Source organism: Microbacterium sp. Cr-K32 (assembly GCF_000708345.1).
GTDB classification, from domain to species: Bacteria; Actinomycetota; Actinomycetes; order Actinomycetales; family Microbacteriaceae; genus Microbacterium; species Microbacterium maritypicum_A.
The window spans coordinates 161,562-185,637 of the sequence record NZ_JARD01000029.1 but is presented as its reverse complement, the minus strand read 5'-3'; the positions used below and the strand labels follow the sequence as shown (position 1 = coordinate 185,637).

The following is a 24,076-nucleotide window of genomic DNA, read 5'->3' as shown; positions in this document are numbered from 1 at the left end:
TCTGCTCACTGAGCGCCGACCGTACGAGTAGAGCCACGATCAGTTCCCGCTCGGCGGACCGAACAGCTCCTCGCCGTGCTCGTGCAGCAGCTTGTAGGCGTCGGCGAAGGTCTCCGGCTCCTGCTCACCAGGCTTCCCGTAGCGCGCGAGGAGCAGGCCGAGCAGACCGCGTGCGGGCGGCGTGAGAGGCTTCAGCTGATCCTTCTCTCCGGGCTGTGGTGCCGTGTCCTCCGGGTTGGGCGGCGTGTAGGCCGGGGTGGTCACCGGCCAGTCGGACGGATGCCGCGGCTTGTCGAGGTTGACGACGTTCAGCAGCGTGTTCGCCGACTCATCCCGGTCGTTGAGGGGCGTCAGGCCGTGCAGGCGCGAGAGGGTCGCGGTCACGGATCCGTGATGCATCTCGTCATGGATGATGCTGCCGCGCTTGGTATAGGCCGAGACGGCGATGGCCGGCACCCGGCACCCGAGCCGATCGAAGGTGAAGCCCATCTCACCCGGACCGGTCTCGGGCGTCGGCTTCGTCACGGCGGGCGGCGGCACGTGGTCGTAGCACCCGCCGTGCTCGTCGAAGGTGATGAGCAGCAGGGTGTTGACGGCGTTGGAGCCCTTCGGGGAAGCGCTCGTGCGCACCGCCTCGTAGATGTCGTGGATGAGGCGGTCTCCGGCACGCACGTCAGAGATCGCACTGTCGAACACGGCCTCACCGTCGACCTCGCTCTCGCGGGGGGAACCGAAAGGAGGGTGGAAGTCGTTGTGGTCGTAAACCATCCGCGGCTCGATGAAGGCGTATGCGGGGAGCGTGCCGTCCTTCGCCTCGGCGTAGAAGTCCTCCATCGTTCCGAAATGATCGGTGCGCCAGTACTTCTCCAGCACCGCCGCATGCAGCATGCCGGTGAACGAGACGAGCTGGAGCTTGTCGATGTAGATCTTCCAGCTCACCTTCTTGTCTTCGAGCCGGTTGAACACCGTGGGCGCTGCCGGCGCATCCAACCACTTCCGGTAGCCGCCTCCGGCCTGGTTGGTCACGAAACCGTGAGACGTGGAGGCGTGGAAGAACGAACGGTTGCAGAAGGTCTGCGAGGGCACTCCGGCGTACCAGTGGTCGAACACCGCGAATTCCGAGGCGAGCGTCGACAGCACCGGCAGCATCTCGGGAGAGAACGAGCCCATGATGTGCGCGGCTTCGTCGGGCCGGGGATCCACACCCTTGCGCAGGCGTCGGAAGTTGATGATGTAGTCCTCGAGGAAACCCGACATCGTGGCCTTCTCGCCGCGCGTCGGGGCGTTGAAGGGCGCGGTCATCTCGTCGACGAAGAGGTCGGCGTTCGTCGGAGGATCGACCGTGCCGAAGATCTGCGTGTTGACGTGCGGGTACTCCTCGCCCGGGTCCGGGTCGGGAAGACTCATGATCCGGTCGGTGTCGCCCTCGTACACGTGCGCGTCGACGACCGTGCCGTCGGAGGCGGTGTTGCTGTAGGAGCCGAATTCCAGACCCTCGAACGTCTCGCCCGCCGGGAGGTTCTCCTTCGAGTACAGGTACCCGAGCAGGTTGTCGAAGGAGCGGTTCTCGCCCATCACGACGACGAGGTGATCGAAACCGGGTTCGCTGCGCGGCGTGAGGGCGGCGAACGGATCAGGATCCGCCGCGAAACCGTCGCGACCGTTACCGGCGATGGAGGCTCCGATGGCCGCGCCGCCGACACCGCCGACCACCGCGCCGGCGAGGGCGGCGCCGCCCACCTTGAAGAAGCCTCGGCGGGAGGCATCGCGGGGGGCGTCGGGGGAGGGGGAGTCTTCGTCGGCCATGCCGCGATCCTACGACGGTGCCGCTCCTCGTCGGAGGGCGCCCTCCGACGAGGAGCGGATCTGTCCGTCAGGCCGCGGCGATCCAGAGCACGGCACCCTCTCGCCAGCCGAGACCGGCCGCACCCTCGGGGATCGGCGCCTCGTGCCGCGGACGCACGACGCGCATCCGCTTTCCCGCGAGCTCGACGATGTAGACGACGTCGGCGCCTCGGTAGACATGGGTGACGACCTCGACACGTACCGGAGCGTCGCCTCCGATCGTCGGGGAGAGCCGCAGATCCTCCTGGCGGAGCACCACCTCGCCGGCGCCATCGGGGCCCGCGCCGGTCATCGGCACCTGGATCGCGGTGCCATCCAATGTCGCCACGGCGCCGGAACGGGTCGCAGGCAGCAGGTTCGCCGCACCGATGAAGTCGGCGGCGAAGGGAGTGCGCGGTGCTCCGTAGAGCTCGGCCGGTGCACCCTCCTGCTCGATCACACCTGCGTTCATGAGGACGATGCGGTCCGAGAGGCTCATCGCCTCCTCCTGGTCGTGGGTGACGAACACGGTGGTCAGGCCGAGCGTGCGGTGCAGTTCCTTCAGCTCGACCTGCATGTCCTCCCGTAGGCGGGCATCGAGGTTCGACAGCGGCTCGTCGAGCAGCAGTACGCGCGGCTCGAACGCGATGGCACGGGCCAGGGCGACGCGCTGCTGCTGTCCGCCCGACAGCTGTGCCGGCACCCGATCGGCCAGGTGGCCCATCTGCACGCGCTCGAGCGCACGGACGGCGAGTTCCTTCTGCTCGGCCTTGGTCTTCTCGCCCGACATGCGCAGACCGAAGCGCACGTTCTCGACGACGCTCATGTGCGGGAACAGCGCATAGCTCTGGAACATCATGCCGAGGTGGCGCTTCTCGGGCGGGAGCCCGGTCACATCCTGGCCGGCGATCTCGATCGTGCCGCCGCTGGGCGACTCGAGGCCCGCGATGCAGCGCAGGAGCGTGGTCTTGCCGCACCCCGAGGGCCCGAGCAAGGAGACGAACTCCCCCGAACGCATCGAGATGTCGATGCCCTTGAGCACCTTCGTCCCTTTGAAGTCCTTGGTGAGAGCAGTGATGGTGAGTGTTGTCATCAGACGAACAACCTTCCCAGGCCGATGATGCGTTCGAGCACGATCATGAGGACGACGGTGAGCAGGACCATGAGAGTCGAGACGGCGGCCACGGTGGGCGACGTGCTGAACTCCAGCTGGCCGTAGATGGCGATGGGCAGGGTCTCGAGCTGCGGAGTACGCAGGAAGAGGGCGATGACCGCATCGTCGAACGAGATGTTGAAGGCGAAGAACGCGCCGGCGGCGATGCCGGGGCGGGCGATGGGGAGCACCACCAGGCGGTAGCGGTTCCAGGTGCTGGCGCCCAGGGTGCGTGCCGCCTCTTCCGTGAAGTGGTCGGCCCTGGTCATGACACCTGTGACGGTGCGCATGACATAGGGGATCGCGATCACGACGTGGATCGCGATCAGGACACCCACATTCGGCGACCCGATCGTGAGTGAGGAGATGGACAGTGCGCCGATGGCGAGGATGATCGTGGGGATCGTCAGCGGCGACATCAGCAGCCCCTGGATGGCGGCACCGCCGGGGACCTTGAAGCGGGTGAGGGCGAGAGCGGCTGCGGTGCCGATGGCTGCGGCGACGATCGCGACCGTGATGCCGACCAGCAGACTCAGCCGAAACGGCTCCAGATACGTGTCGGAGGTGAGCGCCTCGACGTACCACTCGAACGTGAAGCCCTGACCGGGAAAGGTCAGGAAGCGGTTCTCGCCGATCGAGGCTCCGGCGACGACCATGAGCGGCACGAGCATGTAGAGCGTCACCACGACGCCGAGGACGATGGCGAGGACCCTGCCGAGGATCGGAACGGAACGGACCATGGTCACACCTTCTGCTTCCCGAGTCGGGACGTCGCTGCGAGCACGAGCATGACCCCGGCGAACAGCAGCACGGCCTGCGCGGCCGCGAACGACCAGTCGAGGTTGGTGGTCGCATCGATGTAGATCGTCTGCGCGAACACCGGGATCTGCGCGCCGCCGATGAAGCGCGGGGTGATGAACGAGCTCACCGACAGGACGAAGACGAGCGAGGCTCCGGCGACGATGCCGGGGATCGCGAGGGGGAGGACGACGTGCCACAGTGTGCGCCAGAATCCGGCGCCGAGGGTGCGTGCGGCCTCCTCCAGTTGCGGCCGGATGCCCGAGATCACGCCGAGGATGCTCAGCACCGCGAACGGGAGGAGAACCTGCACCATCGCGATCACGACACCGGTCTCGGTTCCGAGGAAGCCTTGGGTGCCGCTCACGAGGAACTCGGCACCGGGGATCTTCATGAGGAGCCCTGACGGTCCCATCAGGACCACCCACCCGAACGTGCGGACGACGACGCTCGTCATGAGCGGGAGGATCACGACGATCAGCAGGAACGAGCGCACCTTGGATCCGGCGCGCGCCATCACGTAGGACAGCGGGATGGCGATGAGCAGGGTGATCACCGTCTGGATCACCCCCAGGCGGAGCGAGCGCAGCGCCGCCTGGAGGTGATACTCACTCGTGAACAACCGGGTGAAGTTGTCGAGGGTGAACCCGCCTGCCGACGATTGCACGCTCATGAGGAGCATGCCAGCCACCGGGGTGATGAAGGCGAGCGCGAGCAGCACGATCGCCGGCAGGAGCAGGAGCCAGGGCTCCCTACGGGTTCGCACACTCATTTGGTGATCAGCGCATTCCACTCATCGGTCCAGGCCGGTCGCGAAGCCGCGACATCGCCCGGAGCGTAGACGACGACCGTCTCGAGCTCGTCACCCGTCAGCACCGCGTCCGCAGCCTCGTCGGAGAGCTCGGTCTTGGTGTTGACCGGCGAGTACCGCATGTTCTCCGCGAAGACGGCCTGTGCTTCGGGGCGCAGTTCGAAATCGATGAAGAGCTTCGCGAGGTCGGGGTTGTCCCGGCCCTCGACCACGTTCGCCGTGATGAGGGAGGCGGTGACGCCTTCTTCCGGGACGATGAACTCTACCGGAAGGCCGGCGTCCTGCAGCGTCCCGGCGTAGTCCATCGCGTACGGTGCGAGCCACGTGTCGCGCTGGGCGAAGGCGGTCTGCAGATCGGGCGAGGTCGGGACGACGATCGCGTCGCCCGAGGAAGCCAGGGCCCCGAGATCGCTGATCGCCTGCGACGGGTCGTCGATGCCACCACCGAGCGCGTCGGCGACCCGGAGCATCGAGAGCACGCCGTACGTGTTCGAGAAGTCCGTGAGGGCGACGTGCCCTGCGTAGGCCTCGTCGAACAGATCCAACCACGAGGTGGGTGCCGGCGCATCCGCCTCGGTGTTGTACACGAGCCCGATCGGCGCGAGCTGGATGACCGGGCCTTCGCCCCGTTCGAGTCCGGCCGTGGCCAGGTCGATCAGGTCGCCGGTCTCGGAGAGTTCGTCGGCGGCGATCGGCGCGATGAGACCGTCTGCGGCCGCGGTGAACTCCTGCCCTCCGGAGAAATGCACGACGTCGATCTGCGGGCTCGCCTTCTGGGCGGTGACCTGCGCGAGGGCGTCGGCGCTGTACAGCGTGATCAGCTCGACCTTCGCCCCGGTCTCCTCCTCGAAGGGATCGACGACGGCCTCGATGAAGGCCTTCTCCCAGTCGCCGCCGAATGACGTGACGACGATGGTCTCGCCGGCGAACTCCTTGTCGCCGGACGATGCGCTGTCGTCACCGGCAGCACAGCCGGCGAGGACGAGGGCTCCGGTGGCGACGAGCGCTCCGGTGGTGAGGATTCTTCGGGTATTCATGCACTGCTCCTTCGGGATGGGTCCAGCACTGAGTCGACGCCTTAGACCAGGCGTCCGATGGTGAGCTGCTTGGCTCCGTCGATGCGGATCGCCGCGCTCTCCTTGGCGAACTCCGCGAGTCCTTCGGTGATGCCGCCCCAGATGTTGACGGGTGTCCATCCGAGCGGGCCGAGAGTACGGGCACCACGATCGTAGAAGACGCCGATCTCGTACCACTCGAACGGCAGCCCACCCATCTGCATGGGTCGCTGCCAGTACCACTGCAGATCACCCGGTGCGGGCACGACCTGCTGGTTCTCGAACGGCACCTTCTCGGGGTCGAAGTTCTGAGCCTCTTCGGGGAGCCCGACCATGACCTCCGGTCCGGCATACATCGCGTGCATCGCCTGCATGGTGACCGGCTTCTCCAGCGCACCCCACATGGCCTCGCACGTGCGAGGGGCGAGGTCCTCGAACAGGGTGGCGACGGCGCGGACGCCGTTCTCGTACTCGAGGAAGACCTGCTTGGTCATCGTGTTCCTTTCTCCGCAGCGGGGTGTTCCGCTGCTCGTTCGCGGGCGGCCGAGACGAACGCCGTGAACAGCGGCATCTCCTCTGCGGCCTCATCGGGGTCGATCATCTTCTCGGGGTGCCACTGCACTGCCCAGAAGGGCCAGTCGTCGTCGGACTCGACGGCTTCGACGATCCCGTCCGGCGCCCAGGCGACGGAGTGGACACCGGGGGCGGGAACGTCGATCGACTGGTGATGGATGGTGTTCACGATCCGCTCCCGCGTGCCGTAGAGGGCGGCGAGCCGGCTCCCGTCCGCGAGGACGATCGGATGCCGGGCGGCGAGCTGCTGGTCGGCGGCGCGCACCGGCTGGTGGTGTTCCGTGGTCGGGATATCGATCACGAGGGACCCGCCGAAGGCGATGTTGCTCACCTGCAGTCCGCGACAGATCGCGAGTACGGGGATACCGCGCCGGCGTGCCCCGAGGGCGAGTTCGATCTCGAAGCCGTCGCGCGAGGGGTCGTAGTTCTTCCCCTCCTGCGGTTCGGCGCCGTAGCGCGAGGGGTGCACGTCTTCGCCGCCGGAGAGCACCAGCCCGTCGAGGCGGTCGAGCACCTCGTCCACGCTCGCCGTCGGAGGGAGGAGAACGACGGCACCGCCGGCCGCTTCGATGGGGGCGGCGTACTCCGTGCCCAGGGTGTGCGCCGCGCGGCCGGCCCCGAGATCGGTGTCGATGAACCGGCGCCAGGTGGTGATGCCGATGAACGGGCGCGTCATGAGAGCTCGATCCAGGTCGTCTTCAGATCGGTGAACTTCTCCAGGGCGTGCAGGCTCTTGTCGCGGCCGAAGCCGGAACCCTTCACCCCGCCGAAGGGGATCGTCATGTCGCCCTCCTCGAAGCAGTTGACCCAGACGATGCCCGCGCGCAGGCGCCGAGACAGGGTGTGCACGGCGTTGAGGTCGGTGCTCCAGAGCGCGGCGGCGAGTCCGAACTCGGTGCCGTTCGCGATCTCGAGGGCGTCTTCGACGTCGTCGTAGGCGATGACCGAGAGCACGGGGCCGAACACCTCGCGCTGCGCGACCTCGTGCTGGGAAGTGACGCCGAGCACGACCGGGGCGAAGTAGCTGCCACCATCGACGGCGTGGAACCGCTCGGGGCTGCCGGCCGCGAGTTCGCCGCCTTCCGTCTGGGCGCGCTCGACGAAGCCGGCGATGCCCGCGAGCTGCCTCTCGCTGACGATCGCGCCCATCGAGGTCGTGACCTCGAAGGGGTCGGCGGGAAGGGTCGTGCGTGCGACGTCGGCGGCGATCTCGAGGGCACGGTCCCGCTGGGCGCGGGGAACCAGCAGACGCGACGAGGCCGTGCACATCTGGCCCTGGTTGTAGAAGCAGCCGTCGGCGGTGGCCCGCACCGCGCGCTCGAGGTCGGCATCCGGCAGCACCAGGCTGGCGGTCTTGCCACCGAGCTCCGGCCAGACGCGCTTGCCGTTCGACGCCGCCGAATAGCCGAGGAACTTGCGGCCGACCTCGGGCGAGCCCGTGAAGGTGACGACGTCGACGTCATGGTGCTCGCCGAGAGCACGGCCGGCGACCTGGCCGGTGCCGGGTGTGACGTTGAGGACGCCGGAGGGGATCCCGGCCTCGTGTGCGAGCTCGGCCAGACGGAGCGCCGAGAAGGTGGTGTGCTCGGCGGGCTTGAGCACCACGCTGTTGCCGACCGCGAGAGCGGGGGCGAGCTTCCAGGCGGTCATGGTCAGGGGGAAGTTCCAGGGCACGACGGCCGCGACCACTCCCGCCGGTTCGCGGGTGACGAGCGCGAGGCTGCCCGGGGCGGTGACCGGCATCTCGTCGAGGACCTTGTCCGCAGCCTCGCCGTACCAGCGGAAGCAGTTCACGACGGCGCGGAGCTCGGTCTGCAGCGCCTCGCGCAGGGGCTTGCCCATCTCGAGCGAGATGGTGAGGGCGAGCTCTTCGGCGTTGTCGTGGATCCTCTGGGCGAACGCGATCAGCAGCTGTCCACGCTCGCGGGGAGCGATCCGCGACCAGATCCCGGAGTCGAATGCCGCGCGCGCCGAGCGCACAGCACGGTCCACATCGCCCACCGAGGCTGCGCTGATCGGCGGGAGCGTCCGTCCGTCGCGCGGGCTCACCGGCGTCAGTGGCTCGGCCGAGCCCTCCTCCCACGCACCGTCGATGAACAAGCGCGTGCGCAGGGGCAGCGTCGCCGCGCGATCCGCCCAGTTGTCTCCCGTTGCCGTGAACACGGTCGTCCTCTCCAGGGGTGATGGCCCTGGAGAGGATACTTGCCCTATTTCGCCACTAGGTCAAGCTTTGAAGAACGATCTCGCCATTTCGTTACATGTCAGTAACAGAATCAGACTATAGGCGGATGGCGCCGGTGGGCATGTCGTTCGCCAGTGCTTCGGGTGCCTCATCCACGATCAGCGACCCACGCAGCACCGGCGTGATGACGACCAGCGACTCCACGACCTCGAGGCCTTCGTGGCCCGCCACGGCCGGCCCGGTGAGGAACTCGTAGAACTCGTCGGCGTCTTTCACGAGCACGTTGGCGAGCAGTTGCGAGGTGCCGGTGGTCGCGGCGATGAACTTCACCTCGGGCGCTGCCGCCAGGGCGGTTCCCACTCTCTCGAGGCGCGCCATCGGCACCCGGAGCCAGACGAGCGCCTCCAGTCCCAACCCGAACAGACTCGGCACGACCTCGGTCCGCGGATGCATCAGACCGCGACGGCTCAGGGACTCCATCCGGCGCCGGGTGGTCGTGACGTTCAGTCCCAGCGATCGGGCAAGCTGAGCGACCGGCATCCGTCCGTCCTTCAGCAGCAGCCGGATGAGCGCCTCTTCGTCCGTGCTCAGAGAATCGGCGGGGTCGACCTCGGATCCGGACGACTCGTCGAGCATGCGCGCCTGCTCGTCGGTGAGCACTCCCGCGCGCCAGTCGTGCCCCGAGCGGAAGAACTTCAGCACTGTCGTGACATTGATCGAGTCAATGCCGTCGAGCTCGGGGAAGTCGGTGAAGAGCAGCTCGCGGATGGAGGCGTCATCGTGGGGGAGCAGCATTCCGGCGATGTCGCTGCTGCCCTCGAGCACCGAGACCGAGGACGCGTCCGCCCGCCGCGCGAGCGTGCGTGCCACGTGCCACAGCGCATGGGGCTCGGTCGTGATGCGGAACAGCACCGCGCGGGCGTGTAGGACGCGGGCCGGGTCGACGTAGGTGGAGACGCGGACCAGTCCTCGATCCAGCAGCCGTTGGCCTCGACGGGCGACCGTGCGCTCGGGCAGATCGACCACGCGAGCGATCTCGCCCCATGACGCGCGGCCGTTCACCTGCAGGGCCGCGGCGACGATCCGATCGGTCTCGTCGGCGATCACATCATTCGCGGACACTTGCTCTCCTTCACCGGGGACGGACTCGGGTGAAGGCTATCTCAGTCGGCGGTTCCGTCAGGCGATGGGGAGTCTTGTCGACAGCGTCCGGATTCGCGTCAGATGTCGCTGAAGTCGTTGCCTCCGCTGCTGAGGCGGGTCACGACATCGCCGGTGATCTTGAGGTCGATGTACTCCACGCCGACTTCTCCGGGATTCACGAGGGATGACGTGCCGGGAACCTCTCGCACGCCGATGCTCAGGTAGTCGGCGACGCCGTCGCCGTCTTCATCCCAGCCGTCCACCGCTCCTGCGGCCATCGCCTCGGCGCGCGTGGAACCGATGCCGATGCCCTCCGGGGTGCGGAATATCACACCGGGGGCATCCGCCGACACGACCAGGTCGATACGGGTCTCGCGGACCGTCGCCTTCGTGCCCTGCCAGTCGTATCCGGAGTACACGGCGCCGTAGGGGCCCTCGACGGTTCCTTCCGTCGGAGCCGATCCGAAGGCGTCGGTGAGGGCGGCGACAGCGCCGTCAGGGTCGTCGTACGCGATCACGGCGCCGTCGTCGACCGAGAGGCCGTCGACCGAGATCTCGACGACCCGGTCCGCAGGCGTGGGGGACGGAGAGGCGACCGGCGACGATGACGATGACGGCGTCACCGAGCCGTCTGTGCTCGCCGGGGCGCAGGCGGTGAGCGAGAGGCCCAGGAGTGCGGCTGTGGCCGAAGCGAGGATGAGGCGAGAGTGAGGGCGCATGTCCAGAGCGTAGGGGTGTGTGGAGGAGGGGATGGCTCCCCGTGAGCAGCGGATCCGCATCGTTATCGATGGGATATCTGTGCAGGGAAAGAGGGTGCCGGCCTGTCCGAAGACGGCACGGCACCCTCTCGTGCGGACTACTCCGCCTCGGTCGTCTCCACCGCGGCGTGACGGCGACGACGGCGCATCGCGAACAGGCCGAGGCCGGCGGCGAGGAGCACGACGGCTGCGACGATGTACGGCGCACTGTCGGCACCTGTGGTGGCGAGGTCGCCGCCTGTCGAGCCGCCGTTGCCCGGTGCCACCGCTCCGCCACCGGCTGCCGCTGCGACGGTGAGGGCCGCGGTGACTTCGGTGCCGTCGGGCAGGATCACCGCGAGCGTGTGCCCGCCGGCCGGGGTGTTCGCCGGGACCGTGACCGTGCGCTGGAAGGATCCGTCCGCACCGGCGGTGGCGGTGCCCAGCTGCACCGGGTCGGACCGCAGCTCGAGTCGCAGCTGCGCGCCCTCCGCGAAGCCGCTGCCCGATACCGTGACCGTGCCGCCGGCCTTCACGGATGCCGCGCCGAGCTCGACCTTGGCCGGAACTTCGGGCTCCGGCGTGACCGGAGGCGTGACGCCGGCCTCGGTGACCCACTTCTCCCCGGCATTCGACTTCGTCACGGTGAACGTGTCGTAGACGGCGCCGACGGGGAGGTCGGTGGTCGCGCCCGGCTGCTTCTCGGCGAGGTACGAACGGTAGACCAGCTGATTCTTCGACACGTCGATGACCTGGTACGTGGTGACACCCTGGCCACGCAGCACCTGGGTGGCGCCGTTGTTGGTCCAGACGTTCTTCTCGGGGGTCTCGAGGTCGTAGTGCTTCGCGCCCGAGTTCGACACGACGTAGACCGGGCCGGTGGTGAGGCCGGTGGTCTCGGTGGCATCGGTGTTCACGTAGCCGCGAGCGTAGGTGTGGTCGTGGCCCATGAGCACCAGGTCGATGTCGTTGCGCTGGAAGACCGGGAGCCACTCGGCGCGCAACACCGGCTCGTCGCGACCCTCGGATGCCGAGAACACCGGCTGGTGGAACGTGACGACGTTCCACTTCGACGGGCTGTTCTGCAGCAGCAGGTCGAGCCAGGCGCCCTGGAAGCGGGTCCACAGCGTGCCGATCTGGGACGACGGGCACTCCGTGCCCGTGCAGGACGGGAGTCCGGCCGGGGTGAGGAAGGTCGTGTCGCGGGTGGCGTTCAGCGTGATGAAACGCACGCCCTGGTAGTCGGTGTAGTACGCGGTCTCGGCGGCGAACGAGCTCCAGTGGTCGAAGAACGCGCGGTACTGCTGCGCCACGGCGGAGTCGCCCTTGGCGAGGTCGGCCAGCTCGCCGATCGAGCTCGTCGACGGGTTGTTGCGCGGGTATTCGAACGCGGCCTTCCACGCCGTGAGCAGCTTGTCGCCCGAGTATTCGTGGTTGCCGGGGGCGGCCATCACGTTGGTGCGGACGGCCGAGTCCTTCATGCCCTTGAACCAGTTGACCCACTCGTTCTCGTTGCTCGACGTGTTGATGAGGTCACCCGCGTGCACCGAGCCGATCGACCGGGGCGCAGCGGCTTCCGCCTGCTTCACGACGCTCGGCCACGTGGTGTCGAGGCCGATCTGCGCGTCGCCGTAGTAGATGAACTGGAAGTCGGTCGCGGACGGATCCGCGGTGCGGAAAGTGAACCAGTCGCTCCAGCTGCCCGGGAGGCCGACGCGATAGCGGTACTCGGTGGCGGCGGTGAGGCCGGTCACGGTGGCCGAGAAGTGCTTGTTCGGGTTGCCGTTCACGACACCCGCGTCATACGCGTCGACGGTGCGGGTCTCGCCGCCCGCCGAGGGCGCGATCTCGACCTGTCCGACCGTGTGCGAGGCGTCGCCGGCGAGCCAGGAGAACGACTGCGAGACGGCAGGCTGCTCGGTCGGGGTGAGGATGACGCGGGTCGGCGGTGCGACGATCGGGGTGCCGGGGGCGGATGCCTTGACCAGGGTCAGCGACGACATGTCGAAGAAGATGTCGGAGCTGGTCTCCCGGTCCTGGAACAGCGAGACGGCGATCGTGTTGGTGCCGTCGTGCAGCAGGTCGCCTTCGGCGCTGAACGTGCTGGTGAGCGGGTCGCCGTTGCCGTCTCCCGCGTACTCGACGTTGGTGGTGTCGGTGATGCGGCCGTCGACGTAGCGGGCGACCTCTTCGCCGTTGATCCAGACGATGATCGCGTCGTCGTACGTGATAGTGCTCTGGAGGGCCGCGACCTGCTCGGCGACGCCCGCTTCGAGCTCGAAGGTGGTGCGGAAGAAGTAGGTCGGGACGGTCGGGGCCGCCGTGCCGTCGAGGTAGTGGTTCAGAAGGGTCTTCGGCGTCTGCGGACCGACCGGTGCGAGCTTCCCGCCCTTCGCGCCGAACGAGCCGGCAGCGGTCTTCCATGCACTGTCGTCATAGGCGGGCAGCGTCCAGTCGCGGAGCGCCGCCGGTGCGGGAGACGGGTCGGAGCCGTCGTCGAGGTAGTGCCAGGAGGTGTCGCCGGTGATCAGCGATCCCGTCGGCACCTCGGGGTCGGGTGCGGCGAGAGCCGCGGGGGCGACGACGGCGCCGCCGAGCAGGGCGAGGAGCGCGACGGACGTCAGTCCGCGACGCCGCCACCGCACCGCAGGGGTGGGGGAGGTCATGTCAGTCCTTCGAGGTGGGGTTTCCGTGCTCAGCCGCACGAGGCCCCTCCACCCCATCGAAGATGGATGACCGGCGTCTGACCCCGAAGGGAAGGGCGGGTGAACTCCGCGACCGACGCTCCTTCGGCCGAAACGGAGACCGACGTCGCGGGGACCGGCGTGTCGAGGGGTGGCGCGCCGGCGCGCGGGCGGATGGTCTGGGTTTCGCAGAACGGCTCGGAGACGAGGAAGGAGGAGCAGCAGACGGCCCCGGCACGAACGGCTCACCCCGGTACGCTGGAACCCATGCTCAATATGGCTGACGGCCTCGCCCGTCTCGGTGCGCTCGCCGAGAATCCGGTCGTCCGCACCCTCGCGACGGCGTTCGAGGAGGCCGGCTTCGATCTGGCCGTCGTCGGTGGTCCGGTGCGCGACGCGCTGCTCGGACGCGCGACCCATGACCTCGACTTCACGACCAATGCCTCGCCCGACGAGATCCTGACCATCGTCACGCCGATCTCGACCGCCCAGTGGGACATCGGCCGGGCGTTCGGCACGATCGGCGCGCGCGTGCAGCGCGAACAGGTCGAGATCACGACCTATCGCGCCGACAGCTACGACGGTGTGACCCGCAAGCCCACGGTGGAGTTCGGCGACACGATCGACGGCGACCTCGTGCGCCGCGACTTCACCGTCAACTCCATGGCCCTGCAGGTGCCGTCGGTCAAGCTCATCGACCCGACCGGTGGCGTGGAAGATCTGATCGCGGGTGTTCTGCGCACCCCGGCGGACCCCCGGATCTCGTTCGGCGACGACCCCTTGCGCATGCTGCGCGCCGCGCGCTTCAGCGCCCAGCTCGGCTTCCGCGTCGAAGAGGCCACGGCCGAGGCGATCGCCGAGCTCCGCGAGACGCTGAAGATCGTGAGTCCGGAGCGCATCCAGTCCGAGCTCGTGCGCCTCATGCAGACCGACGACCCGGTGCGCGGGATCCGCGTGCTGGTCGACACCGGGCTGATCGACGAGTTCCTGCCCGAGGTCACCGAACTGCGCCTCGAGGTCGACGAGCACCACCACCACAAGGACGTCTACGAGCACTCGCTCACCGTGCTCGCCCAGGCGATCGAGCTCGAGCACTCCCGGCACCCCGGCGCCGCGCCCGACGTGCCCCTGCGCATCGCGGCACTCCTGCACGACATCGGCAAGCCGCGCACCCGCAAGCTCGAGGCCGGGGGAGTGGTCACGTTCCACCACCACGATGTCGTCGGGGCGCGCATGGCGCGCAAGCGGCTGCAGGCGCTGCGCTTCGACACCGAGACCACGAACGCCGTCGCCACGCTCATCGAGCTGCACCTGCGCTTCTTCGGCTACGCCGAGGGCGCCTGGACGGATGCGGCCGTGCGTCGCTACGTGCGCGATGCCGGCGATCTGCTGGAGCGCCTGCACATCCTCACCCGCGCCGACGTGACCACGCGGAACAAGCGCAAGGCCGGTCGTCTCGCGAGCGCCTACGACGACATCGAGTCGCGCATCGCCGCACTCCGCGAGCAGGAGGAGCTCGACGCGATCCGTCCGGAGCTCGACGGCAACCGCATCCAGCAGGTGCTCGGCATCAGCCCCGGACGCGAGGTCGGCGAGGCGTACCGGTTCCTCCTCGACCTGCGCCTGGACGAGGGCGTGCTCGGCCCCGATGTCGCCGAGCAGCGGCTTCGGGAGTGGTGGGCCGCCCGCGGCTGACCTGTCTCAGCGCAGTTCGGGGACGATGATCTCGACGTCGCCGGACACGAGCTCGAAGTCCTTCGGGTTGAAGGTGAGGAGGGCGGCGCCGAGTGCGTAGGCGTGCCCGGCCAGCATGAGGTCCTTGCTCCGGGCATGTGCGGGACGGGTCAGGATCACCTCCGACGCAAGGCGGGCGTATCCCTCCGCGGCTGCCCGATCGAACGGGAGCCAGTCGGCTTCGAGGAGTGAGGAGAGGCGCATCAGTTCGTTGCGGCGGCTGCGGCGAAGAACCGGATCCGTCGCACGCTCGACTCCGAGCTGAAGTTCGGCGTAGACGATGGCGCTCAGAGCCACGTCGTCCGGGGGCAACTGCACGCTGTCGAGCTGGATCAGCACGTTCGTGTCAAGAAGAATCACGACTCTCCCACGGGTCCCGGAGCGGTTCGAGGAAGAAGGGATTCTGCCTGTCCGCCTCCAGCTCCGCCGCCCATTCCCGACGCATCCTGTCTTGTTCCGGGGTCGACGGGTTCGCTTCCACCCTCGCCGTGATCTCGCTTGATGGGACCGACCACCGGCGCGGACGGGCCATCCGCTGCGCCAGGTCGGCTTCGAGCCCGCTCGCGCTGTTCTTCGCCAATCGCGTGAGCACGTCGCGCACCTCGGCCTCCATCGAGCGGGAGTTCTGTCGGGCACGCTCCTTCAGCGCGTCGACGACATCGTCGCTGAGATTCCGGATGGTCACGGTCGCCATATTCCGCCTCCTGACAGCAGAATGCTAGCAGGAAGATCTCTCTCGCATCACCCCTCGCGCCGACGCTCCAGCTCGGTGAACACCACGCCGCTTTCGTAGGCGACCGTCTGCACGGCATCGAACCTCTCGGGGTGATACGGGCGCTCACCGAACAGGGGAATGCCCGAGCCGAACAGCAAGGGCTGTCGTTTGAGGACGAGTCGGTCGATCTCGTCGGCGAGTGTCGCCGCCAGGGCGCCTCCGCCGCAGAGCCAGATGGCGGCGCCGTCTTCCTGTTTCAGTCGCCGCGCGACGTCGATCGGATCCTCGGCCGTGACGACGAGGCTCTCGCCCTCGGCCGTCTTCGAACGACTGAAGACGATCTGTCGCAGGTGACGGTAGGGGCTGGAGACCCCGCCGACGGCGTAGGTGTTCCATCCCATCAGCACCGTGTCGAAGACGTCGCGGTTCTGTGCGATCCCGAGCGCTGCGGCCGCGGCGGTCGGGAGGGTGTCGGCGAAGCGCCGGTTGATGCCGTCCATGTGGTCGCCTTCGACGAGGAACGCGTCGAACTCGCCGTTCGGGCCGGCGATGTAGCCGTCGAGGGTGACGGCGGCGTAGTACACGAGTTCTCGCATGATGCTCCAATCACTACATTTGTCGCAGTTACAGTACAACAGGCGTAGTGATTGCGCTAGTCTTCTACCCATGGTCAAGAACGACTGCCGGCGGCGGGCGATCGCGGATGCGGGACTCACGGTGCTCGCACGGGAAGGGTCGAGAGGTCTCACGCACCGCGCGGTCGACGTCGCCGCGCGGGTTCCGACCGGCACCACATCGAACTACTTCCGCAGTCGGGACGCCCTGATCGAGGGACTCGTCGAGCGAATCGGAGAGCGACTCGCTCCTACGCCCGAGGATCTCGAGCGCCGCGCGAACGTGCCACCCGGCCCCGCGCTGTTCGCCGACTACATCCGCGACATCGTGCGAAGGCTGACCGAGGATCGAGACGTGACGCTCGCCCTGTTCGAGCTGCGACTCGAAGGCGGCCGACGCCCCGAGGTCGCCGCCGTGCTGGGCGCCTGGCAACGTGCCGGCTTCGACGGCGACATCGCCTTCAACACCGCGGCAGGGCTCCCGGGCGGACGGCGCGAGATCGCGCTTTTCCACTACGCGATCGACGGACTGCTGCTCGACCGGCTCACCACGCCGATCGATCCGGACACCTCGACGGACGAGGTGATCGACGACCTCGTCGCCGGCCTCCTCCGTTGACGCGGTGAGGTGTTCCCTCGGGGCCGCGCTGCTCGTACACTGAGGCAACGCACGCTCTCGACGATCGGAGACCGCTGTGTCTGCGCCGTGGCAGGTATCCCGCGAGTCCCTCCCCCCGACATCGCGACTGCTCATCGAGCGTGCGCACGAAGAGCTGCTCGCCGGCAATCTCGACGACCGGCGCCTGCAAGAGGTGCGCCCCCTCGTCCGCGAGTCGTGGGAGAGGTCGTGGCGCGGTCGGGTCGGACCCGAAGGCGCTCCTCCGCTCGAACTGGTCAGCGACGAGCTCGAGGCCTACCGCCTCGCCCACCCTCTCGCCTCGGTGATGGACATGATCCGTGCGCTGCTGCTGCCCGGCGAGGCGGAGGACACCGGAGTGATCATCGCCGTCGGCGACCAGGCCGGACGCCTGCTCTGGATCGAGGGGGATGATCAGCTGCGCTCGCTCACCGACGGCATGGGCTTCGTCGCCGGTGCGAACTGGTCGGAGGATGCCGTCGGCACGAGCGCCCCCGGAACCGCGCTCGCCCTCGGCCAGTCGGTGCAGATCCGCGGCGCGGAGCACTACAACCGCCTCGTGCATCCGTGGTCATGCACGGCTGCGCCCGTCCGCGACCCCGAGACGCAGCGTGTGCTCGGAGTCATCGACATCACCGGAGGCCCCGAGGTGGTCTCGCTGCAGGCGCGACTGCTGGTCGATGCGACGGCCCGCGCGGTCGAGTCGGAGTTGATGGTGGCTCGTCTGCGCCGACGGAGCGAGGAGTCCCGGCCGCGAACCAGCGTGACGAAGGGACGCATGCCGGCGACCGCGCGCGCGACGCTGCATGTGCTCGGCCGGGATCGGGCCCGCCTGGAGACCGAGTCCGCACACGACGAGTCCATGATCGAGCTCAGCGCACGCCACGCGGCGATCCTGCTGATGCTGGCCGTGCACCGCCAGGGTCTCTCGGCCGAGCGCCTCTGCGAGCTCGTCTACGGCCCGGGCGTCTCGCCCGACACGCTCCGCCCGGAGATGGTTCGCCTGCGCAAGGTGCTCGAGCGCACGGCCCCCGATCTGGTGCCCGAGTCGCGCCCGTACCGCCTTCCCGTCGCCCTCGATACCGACGCACATGACGTGCTGTCACTGCTCGATCGCGGCGCGCACCGGGTGGCGCTCACCGCCTATCGGGGTCCGGTGCTCCCCGAGTCGACCTCGCCCGGCGTCGAGGAGTTCCGGGAGTCGGTGAGGGGAGCGCTCCGCGAAGCGATGCTGTCCGAGGCGAGTCTCGACGTGCTGCTCTCCTACGCAGAGATCCCCGAGGGGCAGGGAGATGCCGAGGCACTCCGTCTCGCGCTGGAGATGCTCCCCGCCCGGTCGCCGAAGCGCGCAGGGCTCGTCGCGAGGATCGAGCGCCTCGAGGCCTGACCGCGGCCTGCAACCGGGCGCAACGTTGCGCATCGGGGCGCAACCCCGGGCGACCTACCTTCGGAGAAGAGCCGCTGCACCGACGCGCGGCCCCGTCGAAGGAGACCCCATGAGCATCGTCGAAGAAGACGTGTCCCTCGCCTACGCGGCCCCGGGCCAGCCGGGCGCGCTCGCGAACTACCGGCCGCGCTACGGCCACTACATCGGCGGCGAGTTCGTCGAGCCCGTGAAGGGCCAGTATTTCGAGAACGTCAGCCCCGTGAACGGCAAGGTCTTCACCGAGGTCGGTCGGGGCACGAGCGAAGACATCGACCGGGCCGTCGAGGTCGCGTGGCAGGCATTCGCGACCTGGGGAAAGACCAGTCCTGCCGAGCGATCCGTGATCCTCAACAAGATCGCCGACCGGATCGAACAGCACCTCGAGGAGATCGCGGTCGCCGAGACCTGGGAGAACGGCAAGCCGGTGCGCGAGACCCTCGCCGCCGACATCCCGCTCGCCGTCGACCACTTCCGCTACTTCGCCGGCGTCCTGCGGGCGCAGGAAGGCGGCATCAGCCAGCTCGACGAGAACACCGTCGCGTACCACTTCCATGAACCGCTGGGTGTGGTCGGTCAGATCATCCCCTGGAATTTCCCGATCCTGATGGCGGTCTGGAAGCTGGCGCCCGCGCTCGCCGCGGGCAACTGCGTCGTGATCAAGCCCGCCGAGCAGACACCGGCATCCCTGCTGTTCCTGTTCGAGATCATCGGCGACCTGCTGCCGGCCGGCGTCGTGAACATCGTGAACGGGTTCGGTATCGAGGCGGGCGCTCCGCTCGCGCAGCACAAGCGCATCCGCAAGGTCGCCTTCACGGGCGAGACCACGACCGGTCGCCTCATCATGCAGTACGCCTCGCAGAACCTGATCCCGGTCACGCTGGAACTCGGAGGCAAGAGCCCCAACGTGTTCTTCGAAGACGTCGCGCGTTCGACCAGCGATCCGTTCTACGACAAGGCGCTCGAGGGCTTCACGATGTTCGCGCTGAATCAGGGCGAGGTCTGCACCTGCCCCTCGCGCGCACTCATCCAGCGGTCGATCTACGACGGCTTCCTCGCCGACGGGCTGGAACGGGTCGCGAAGGTCGTGCAGGGCAATCCGTTGGATCCGGCGACGATGATCGGCGCGCAGTCGTCGAACGATCAGCTCGAGAAGATCCTCAGCTACATCGACATCGGCAAGCAGGGCGGTGCGCGACTGCTCACCGGTGGCGAGCGGGTCGATCTCGGCGGCGATCTGAGCGAGGGCTTCTACGTCGCACCGACCGTGTTCGAGGGCACCAATGACATGCGCATCTTCCAGGAGGAGATCTTCGGGCCGGTGCTGTCGGTCACCTCGTTCGACGGCTTCGACGACGCGATCTCGATCGCGAACGACACCCTCTACGGACTGGGTGCCGGCGTGTGGAGCCGCAGCGGGGACACGGCTTATCGTGCAGGACGAGCGATCGAGGCCGGACGCGTCTGGACGAATACGTATCACCAGTACCCGGCGCATGCGGCGTTCGGCGGGTACAAGCAGTCGGGCGTCGGGCGCGAGAACCACAAGATGATGCTCGACCACTACCAGCAGACGAAGAACCTCCTCGTCTCGTACGCGGAAGGGCCGATGGGCTTCTTCTGAGCTCGTTCCCCGGGCGGGCGCTGCTCCCTCAGCGTCCGCCCGGCTCCTCCCCGGAAGGCGGCAGTCATGGTCAGCATCGGCACCTATCAGCGCGTGGACGTGACGGAGGCGGCGGCCGCACTCGTGCGTGAGCTGACCGCACAGCACGGGCCGCTCATGTTCCACCAGTCCGGCGGCTGCTGCGACGGCTCTTCACCCATGTGCTATCCGATCGGGGTGTTCATCACGGGGCCGGGCGACGTGCTGCTCGGTGCCCTCGACGTCGGACTGCCGCAGACGGTGGAGGTGTTCATGTCGGAGTCGCAGTTCGAGTACTGGAAGTACACGCACCTGACCATCGACGTGGTGCCGGGGCGCGGTGCGGGTTTCTCGGTCGAAGGCCCGACCGGGATGCGATTCCTGATCCGGTCCCGGATGCTGAACGATGCGGAGCTGGCGTACTTCGGCTTGTCGACGCGGGCGGTGTGAACGGCGCGATGGAGGCTTCTGGTTACGATGAGCCGATGTGGTGGACGGACGAGCAGTGGTCGGAGCTCATCGATCCCGCGCGGTGTGGCATGTGCGCCGACGCTCACCTGGAGGAGAACGAACACAGCATCCTGGTGGGTTCCACCGAGGCCACATACTTTCGTCTCGTGCGAAATCAAGCTCACGCCGGTTATTCCGTGGTGATTCTTCGTGAACACGTCACCGACCTCGATCGGCTCGATGCGCTTCAGCTCGATGCTTTCTGGCACGACGTGCAGCGCGCGGGTAAGGCGGTCGGCGCGGCGTTCACGCCCCGAAAGATCGACTACCTCGTGATGGGGCATCGCGCACCGCACCTGCACTGCCATGTGTTCCCGCAGCATCGAGACGATGACCCGCTTCGGAATGTGGATATCGCGGAGGGGCCTGTGTACCTGTCGGCGTCCGAATTGGGTGGTTCCGTCGCCGCTCTTCGCGAGACGTGGCGGGACTTCGCCTGACCCCGCCCGGTGCTCAGCGCGGCAGCCGCGGCACGGCATCGACCAACGCCCGCGTGTACGGGTCCTGCGGTTCGTGCAGCACGGCCGGGGTGGCCCCCTGCTCGACCACGCGGCCGTTCTGCAGCACGAGCGTGCGATCACAGGCCGAGGCGATCGCGGTCAGGTCGTGCGACACCATCACGAGCGACAGGCCGTTCTCGCGGCGCAGCCGGTCGAGCAGCTCGAGCACCTGCACGCGCGTCGTCACGTCGAGGGCGCTGACAGGTTCGTCGGCGAGCAGCACCCGGGGGCGTGAGACCACGGCGCGCGCGATCGCGATGCGCTGGCGCTGCCCACCGGAGAACTCGTGCGGATAGCGGCGCGCGGTATCGGCGGGAAGTCCGACGGAGTCGAGCGCCTCGGCGATGCGGCGTTGTGCATCGGCGCCGGATGCCAGACCCAGCGAACGGAGCGGTTCGCCGATGATCCGGTCGATGCGTTGGCGCGGGTCGAGAGACGAGTACGGGTCCTGGAACACCGGCTGCACGCTCGCGCGGAAGCGACGCATCTGCGCCCGGTCGCGCAGTGCGAGCGGGGCATCCTCGAACAGCACCTGTCCATCGCGCGGGGCGGCGAGTCCGAGCAGCAGTCGCAGGATCGTCGACTTGCCCGCACCCGATTCGCCGACCAGGCCGAGGGAGTCGCCTTCGTCGATGCGCAGCGACACGTCGTCGAGCACGCGGCGGGACCCGTAGGCGAAGCCGGCACCACGCAGTTCGAGCAGGCTCATGCGCCGACCTCCCCGGCGTCGAGGAAGGCGTCGAGTGCACGGGCGCTGTCGACCAGCATCCTCGTGTACGGCTCGGCGGGCTCCTGCAGCACCTGCGCGACCGTGCCTGCTTCGACCACGAGTCCGTCGCGCAGCACGACGATGCGATCGACCATGCGCGAGACGACGGCCAGATCGTGGCTGATGAACAGCAGCGCCATGCCTCGTTCGTCGACCAGGCGTTCCATCAGCGCGAGCACCCCGTCCTGCACGGTCACGTCCAGTGCAGTCGTCGGCTCGTCGGCGATGAGCAGCTGCGGGCGTGCCGCCAAGGCGATGGCTATGGCCACCCGCTGACGCTGGCCACCCGAGAGCTCATGCGGGTAGGCGCGTGCGATGCGGGCGTCGGACAACGCGACCTCGTCGAGGGCAGCCGCTACCGCAGAACGCAGCTCTGCCCCGCGCAGCCCGAGATGGCGGCGCAGCGGTTCGGCGATCTGGCGGCCGACCTTCATCAGCGGGTCGAGCGCGGTGAGGGGCTCCTGGAACACGATCTGCGCGACGGGTCCGCGCAGCGGGCGGAGGTCGGCGTCGCGGGCGTCGATCACCTGGTGGCCGTCGAGCAGCACCGAGCCCGACGCGCTGAGGGCATCCGGCAGCAGCCCGGTCACGGCCAGGGAGGTCAGCGATTTGCCCGAGCCGGACTCACCGATCAGGCCCAGGCGCTCACCGGGCGCGAGGGAGAAGGAGACATCGCGCACGAGGGTGCCCGCGCCGGAGCGGACTGTGAGGCCGGAGACGTCGAGGATGCTCATCGGCTCCTCCTGCGGGTCGGGTCGGCCAGGTCACGCAGACCGTCGGCGAGGAAGTTCACGCCGAGCACGAGCGCGATGATCGCGACACCCGGAGCGATCGCGCCGACGGGGGCGGTGAGCACGGTGCCCTGCGCCTCCTGCAGCATCCGCCCCCACGATGCGTTGGGCGGCGGTGCTCCCAACCCGAGGTACGACAGGCTCGCCTCGGCCAGCACGGCTGCGCCGAACTGCAGCGCCAGGCTCACGGCGAGGGTAGGGGCGATGTTCGGAAGCACGTGCTGGAACACGATGCCGAGCACGCCGGTGCCGCTCGTGCGCGCGGCGGTGATGTACTGCTCCTGCAGCACGCGACGCGCGAGGATGCGCGTGAGACGGGCGACGACCGCCGACATCGCGAGTCCGATCGCGAGCACTGCCGACCACAGCGACGCTCCCTGTACGGCGACGACCAGCATCGCGAGCAGGAGGACGGGGAACGCGATCACGACATCCAGTCCGGCGGAGAGGGTGTCGTCGACCCAGGGGCGCGCGAATGCGGCGAGAAGCCCGACGACGGTGCCGAGGATCGCCGCGATCGCGACGGCGCAGGTGCCGACGATGAGGGCGATACGCGCGCCCCACATCAGCTGCGAGAACAGGTCGCGTCCGAGTCGGTCGGTGCCGAGCAGGTGCAGGGCGCTGGGCCCCTCGAGACGCCCCCCGCTGGTGTCGGCCAGCGGATAGGGGAGCCAGAACAGGGAGACCAGGGCGATCAGCACGATGATGCCGGTGAGGACGATCCCGATCAGCAGGGTCGCCTTCGGCCGCCGGCGCACGGGCACGGACGCGGTGATCAGCTGTTCGGCGACGCGGCTCATCGGTTCCCCGAGACGCTCGTGCGCAGGCGCGGGTCGATCAGGCGCTGCACGATGTCGGCGGCGAACCCGACCAGCAGCACGAACAGGGTGCTGACGACGAGGACGCCCTGGATGACCTGGAAGTCATGCTGCTCGATGGCCGACAGCAGCAGGCTGCCGAGTCCCGGAAGCGTGAAGACGCTCTCGACGACCACCGCGCCGAGAAGCGTCGTCGACAGTTCGATGCCGAGCACCGCGACGACGGGCACCGCGCCGTTGCGCACCCCATGCCGGAGCAGAGCCTCACCCATGCCGGAACCACCGGCGCGGGCGGTGCGCAGATAGTCGCTGCCGAGCACGTCGAGCGTCGCCGAGCGCACGTATCGGCTCAGGGAGGCGCTCATGACGATCACGATGGTGAGGATGGGCAGCGCGAGCGAGCGCAGTGCATCCGCCGGATCTTCCCAGTCCTTGCGGGGGAATCCGCCGGACGGCAGAGCACCGAGGCCGAGCGCGAACACCCAGACGAGCACCACGCCGACCCAGAACACGGGGACCGCGACACCGAGCTGCGCGAAGCCCGAGAGGGCGATGCCGTACCAGCGGTCGGATTTCACGGCGGCGGTGATGCCGATGACGAGGGAGACGAGCAGCGCGATCGTGAAGGCGATGAGGGTGAGCGGGAGCGTCACGGCGAGACGGTCGGCGATGTCGGGCCCGACGGGGCGCGAGCTCAGGAACGATTCACCCAGATCGAAGCGGAGCACCTGGCCCGCCCACGTCGTGAACTGCTGCAGCAGCGGCTGGTCGGAGCCGACCTGAGCGCGCGCGGCATCGATCTGCTCCGGGGTGGCGTTCACCGAGAGCAGGGCGTTGGCCGGGTCGCCGGGAAGCAGGCGCAGCAGAACGAAGATCGCGACCATCGCGACGACGAGCGAGACCGCGAGGAACGCGAGGCGGCGCAGGAGGTAGGCGAGCATGGCTTCTCAGGATGACGTGGGG

General features: G+C 68.4%; 24 protein-coding genes. 6 read left to right on the top strand and 18 right to left on the bottom strand.

Annotated elements, in window-relative coordinates:
• Nucleotides 1–39: 39 nt before the first annotated feature.
• The 11 genes from GZ64_RS0118155 to GZ64_RS0118105 form a co-directional block, all read right to left on the bottom strand.
• Nucleotides 40–1,806 (bottom strand): alkaline phosphatase family protein, encoded by a 1,767-nt coding sequence (locus GZ64_RS0118155; protein WP_029268121.1) that lies wholly within the window; start codon nucleotides 1,804–1,806, stop codon nucleotides 40–42.
• Nucleotides 1,807–1,873: 67 nt separating this feature from the next.
• Complete coding sequence (locus GZ64_RS0118150) at nucleotides 1,874–2,917, bottom strand: ABC transporter ATP-binding protein (RefSeq protein ID WP_029268119.1); 1,044 nt, start codon at nucleotides 2,915–2,917, stop codon at nucleotides 1,874–1,876.
• Nucleotides 2,917–3,717, bottom strand: a complete 801-nt coding sequence (locus GZ64_RS0118145) for an ABC transporter permease (protein ID WP_029268117.1) — start codon at nucleotides 3,715–3,717, stop codon at nucleotides 2,917–2,919. The genes GZ64_RS0118150 and GZ64_RS0118145 overlap by 1 nt, the downstream gene beginning before the upstream one ends.
• Before the next feature lie 2 nt (nucleotides 3,718–3,719).
• Complete coding sequence (locus tag GZ64_RS0118140) at nucleotides 3,720–4,547, bottom strand: ABC transporter permease (protein ID WP_021201407.1); 828 nt, start codon at nucleotides 4,545–4,547, stop codon at nucleotides 3,720–3,722.
• The gene (locus tag GZ64_RS0118135) at nucleotides 4,544–5,623 is read right to left on the bottom strand and encodes an extracellular solute-binding protein (protein WP_021201408.1); all 1,080 of its coding nucleotides are present in this window, start codon (nucleotides 5,621–5,623) and stop codon (nucleotides 4,544–4,546) included. Before GZ64_RS0118135 ends, GZ64_RS0118140 begins: the two co-directional genes overlap by 4 nt.
• Before the next feature lie 41 nt (nucleotides 5,624–5,664).
• Nucleotides 5,665–6,135: a DUF3830 family protein gene (locus GZ64_RS0118130; RefSeq protein ID WP_017829890.1), complete on the bottom strand. Its 471-nt coding sequence runs from the start codon at nucleotides 6,133–6,135 to the stop codon at nucleotides 5,665–5,667.
• A complete protein-coding gene (locus GZ64_RS19295; RefSeq protein WP_051668235.1) occupies nucleotides 6,132–6,890 on the bottom strand; it encodes a gamma-glutamyl-gamma-aminobutyrate hydrolase family protein in 759 nt (252 codons plus the stop codon). The genes GZ64_RS0118130 and GZ64_RS19295 overlap by 4 nt, the downstream gene beginning before the upstream one ends.
• Nucleotides 6,887–8,377: an aldehyde dehydrogenase family protein gene (locus tag GZ64_RS0118120; RefSeq protein WP_029268116.1), complete on the bottom strand. Its 1,491-nt coding sequence runs from the start codon at nucleotides 8,375–8,377 to the stop codon at nucleotides 6,887–6,889. The genes GZ64_RS19295 and GZ64_RS0118120 overlap by 4 nt, the downstream gene beginning before the upstream one ends.
• Nucleotides 8,378–8,492: 115 nt before the next feature.
• Nucleotides 8,493–9,518, bottom strand: coding sequence for an Lrp/AsnC family transcriptional regulator (locus GZ64_RS0118115; protein WP_021201411.1), 1,026 nt, complete (start codon nucleotides 9,516–9,518; stop codon nucleotides 8,493–8,495).
• Between the two features lie 98 nt (nucleotides 9,519–9,616).
• On the bottom strand, nucleotides 9,617–10,258 hold the full coding sequence (locus GZ64_RS0118110) for a hypothetical protein (protein ID WP_029268114.1): 642 nt from the start codon (nucleotides 10,256–10,258) through the stop codon (nucleotides 9,617–9,619).
• Between the two features lie 137 nt (nucleotides 10,259–10,395).
• Nucleotides 10,396–12,942: a purple acid phosphatase family protein gene (locus GZ64_RS0118105; RefSeq protein ID WP_029268113.1), complete on the bottom strand. Its 2,547-nt coding sequence runs from the start codon at nucleotides 12,940–12,942 to the stop codon at nucleotides 10,396–10,398.
• 285 nt (nucleotides 12,943–13,227) lie between these two features.
• Here GZ64_RS0118105 and GZ64_RS0118100 point away from each other — a divergent pair, with 285 nt between their 5' ends.
• Nucleotides 13,228–14,655: a CCA tRNA nucleotidyltransferase gene (locus GZ64_RS0118100; RefSeq protein WP_029268111.1), complete on the top strand. Its 1,428-nt coding sequence runs from the start codon at nucleotides 13,228–13,230 to the stop codon at nucleotides 14,653–14,655.
• Nucleotides 14,656–14,661: 6 nt separating this feature from the next.
• On the opposite strand, the gene GZ64_RS20105 is transcribed toward GZ64_RS0118100, so the two are convergent.
• The 3 genes from GZ64_RS20105 to GZ64_RS0118085 are packed head-to-tail and all read right to left on the bottom strand — an operon-like array spanning nucleotide 14,662 to nucleotide 16,005.
• The gene (locus GZ64_RS20105; RefSeq protein ID WP_046399039.1) at nucleotides 14,662–15,054 is read right to left on the bottom strand and encodes a PIN domain-containing protein; all 393 of its coding nucleotides are present in this window, start codon (nucleotides 15,052–15,054) and stop codon (nucleotides 14,662–14,664) included.
• Nucleotides 15,041–15,388, bottom strand: a complete 348-nt coding sequence (locus GZ64_RS20100; protein ID WP_036331813.1) for a FitA-like ribbon-helix-helix domain-containing protein — start codon at nucleotides 15,386–15,388, stop codon at nucleotides 15,041–15,043. The genes GZ64_RS20105 and GZ64_RS20100 overlap by 14 nt, the downstream gene beginning before the upstream one ends.
• A gap of 47 nt (nucleotides 15,389–15,435) precedes the next feature.
• Complete coding sequence (locus GZ64_RS0118085; protein ID WP_029268106.1) at nucleotides 15,436–16,005, bottom strand: dihydrofolate reductase family protein; 570 nt, start codon at nucleotides 16,003–16,005, stop codon at nucleotides 15,436–15,438.
• Between the two features lie 70 nt (nucleotides 16,006–16,075).
• Here GZ64_RS0118085 and GZ64_RS0118080 point away from each other — a divergent pair, with 70 nt between their 5' ends.
• From GZ64_RS0118080 to GZ64_RS0118060, 5 genes are all read left to right on the top strand, one after another.
• Nucleotides 16,076–16,642, top strand: a complete 567-nt coding sequence (locus GZ64_RS0118080; protein ID WP_029268104.1) for a TetR/AcrR family transcriptional regulator — start codon at nucleotides 16,076–16,078, stop codon at nucleotides 16,640–16,642.
• 76 nt (nucleotides 16,643–16,718) lie between these two features.
• Nucleotides 16,719–18,047, top strand: coding sequence for a GAF domain-containing protein (locus tag GZ64_RS0118075; RefSeq protein ID WP_021201419.1), 1,329 nt, complete (start codon nucleotides 16,719–16,721; stop codon nucleotides 18,045–18,047).
• Nucleotides 18,048–18,156: 109 nt separating this feature from the next.
• Nucleotides 18,157–19,707 (top strand): acetaldehyde dehydrogenase ExaC, encoded by a 1,551-nt coding sequence (gene exaC / locus GZ64_RS0118070; RefSeq protein ID WP_021201420.1) that lies wholly within the window; start codon nucleotides 18,157–18,159, stop codon nucleotides 19,705–19,707.
• A gap of 66 nt (nucleotides 19,708–19,773) precedes the next feature.
• Nucleotides 19,774–20,175 carry a DUF779 domain-containing protein gene (locus GZ64_RS0118065; protein ID WP_029268103.1) on the top strand — a complete coding sequence of 134 codons (402 nt, stop codon included), beginning with the start codon at nucleotides 19,774–19,776 and terminating at the stop codon, nucleotides 20,173–20,175.
• Nucleotides 20,172–20,675, top strand: a complete 504-nt coding sequence (locus GZ64_RS0118060) for an HIT family protein (RefSeq protein ID WP_136025393.1) — start codon at nucleotides 20,172–20,174, stop codon at nucleotides 20,673–20,675. Before GZ64_RS0118065 ends, GZ64_RS0118060 begins: the two co-directional genes overlap by 4 nt.
• Nucleotides 20,676–20,688: 13 nt before the next feature.
• Here GZ64_RS0118060 and GZ64_RS0118055 read toward each other — a convergent pair whose 3' ends face one another.
• Genes GZ64_RS0118055 through GZ64_RS0118040 form a run of 4 tightly spaced genes read right to left on the bottom strand, consistent with a single transcriptional unit; the run spans nucleotide 20,689 to nucleotide 24,054 of the window.
• Nucleotides 20,689–21,444, bottom strand: a complete 756-nt coding sequence (locus tag GZ64_RS0118055) for an ABC transporter ATP-binding protein (protein ID WP_029268099.1) — start codon at nucleotides 21,442–21,444, stop codon at nucleotides 20,689–20,691.
• Nucleotides 21,441–22,238 carry an ABC transporter ATP-binding protein gene (locus tag GZ64_RS0118050; protein ID WP_029268097.1) on the bottom strand — a complete coding sequence of 266 codons (798 nt, stop codon included), beginning with the start codon at nucleotides 22,236–22,238 and terminating at the stop codon, nucleotides 21,441–21,443. The genes GZ64_RS0118055 and GZ64_RS0118050 overlap by 4 nt, the downstream gene beginning before the upstream one ends.
• Nucleotides 22,235–23,095, bottom strand: coding sequence for an ABC transporter permease (locus GZ64_RS0118045; RefSeq protein WP_021201425.1), 861 nt, complete (start codon nucleotides 23,093–23,095; stop codon nucleotides 22,235–22,237). Before GZ64_RS0118045 ends, GZ64_RS0118050 begins: the two co-directional genes overlap by 4 nt.
• Nucleotides 23,092–24,054 carry an ABC transporter permease gene (locus tag GZ64_RS0118040; RefSeq protein ID WP_029268095.1) on the bottom strand — a complete coding sequence of 321 codons (963 nt, stop codon included), beginning with the start codon at nucleotides 24,052–24,054 and terminating at the stop codon, nucleotides 23,092–23,094. The genes GZ64_RS0118045 and GZ64_RS0118040 overlap by 4 nt, the downstream gene beginning before the upstream one ends.
• Between the last annotated feature and the right edge of the window lie 22 nt (nucleotides 24,055–24,076).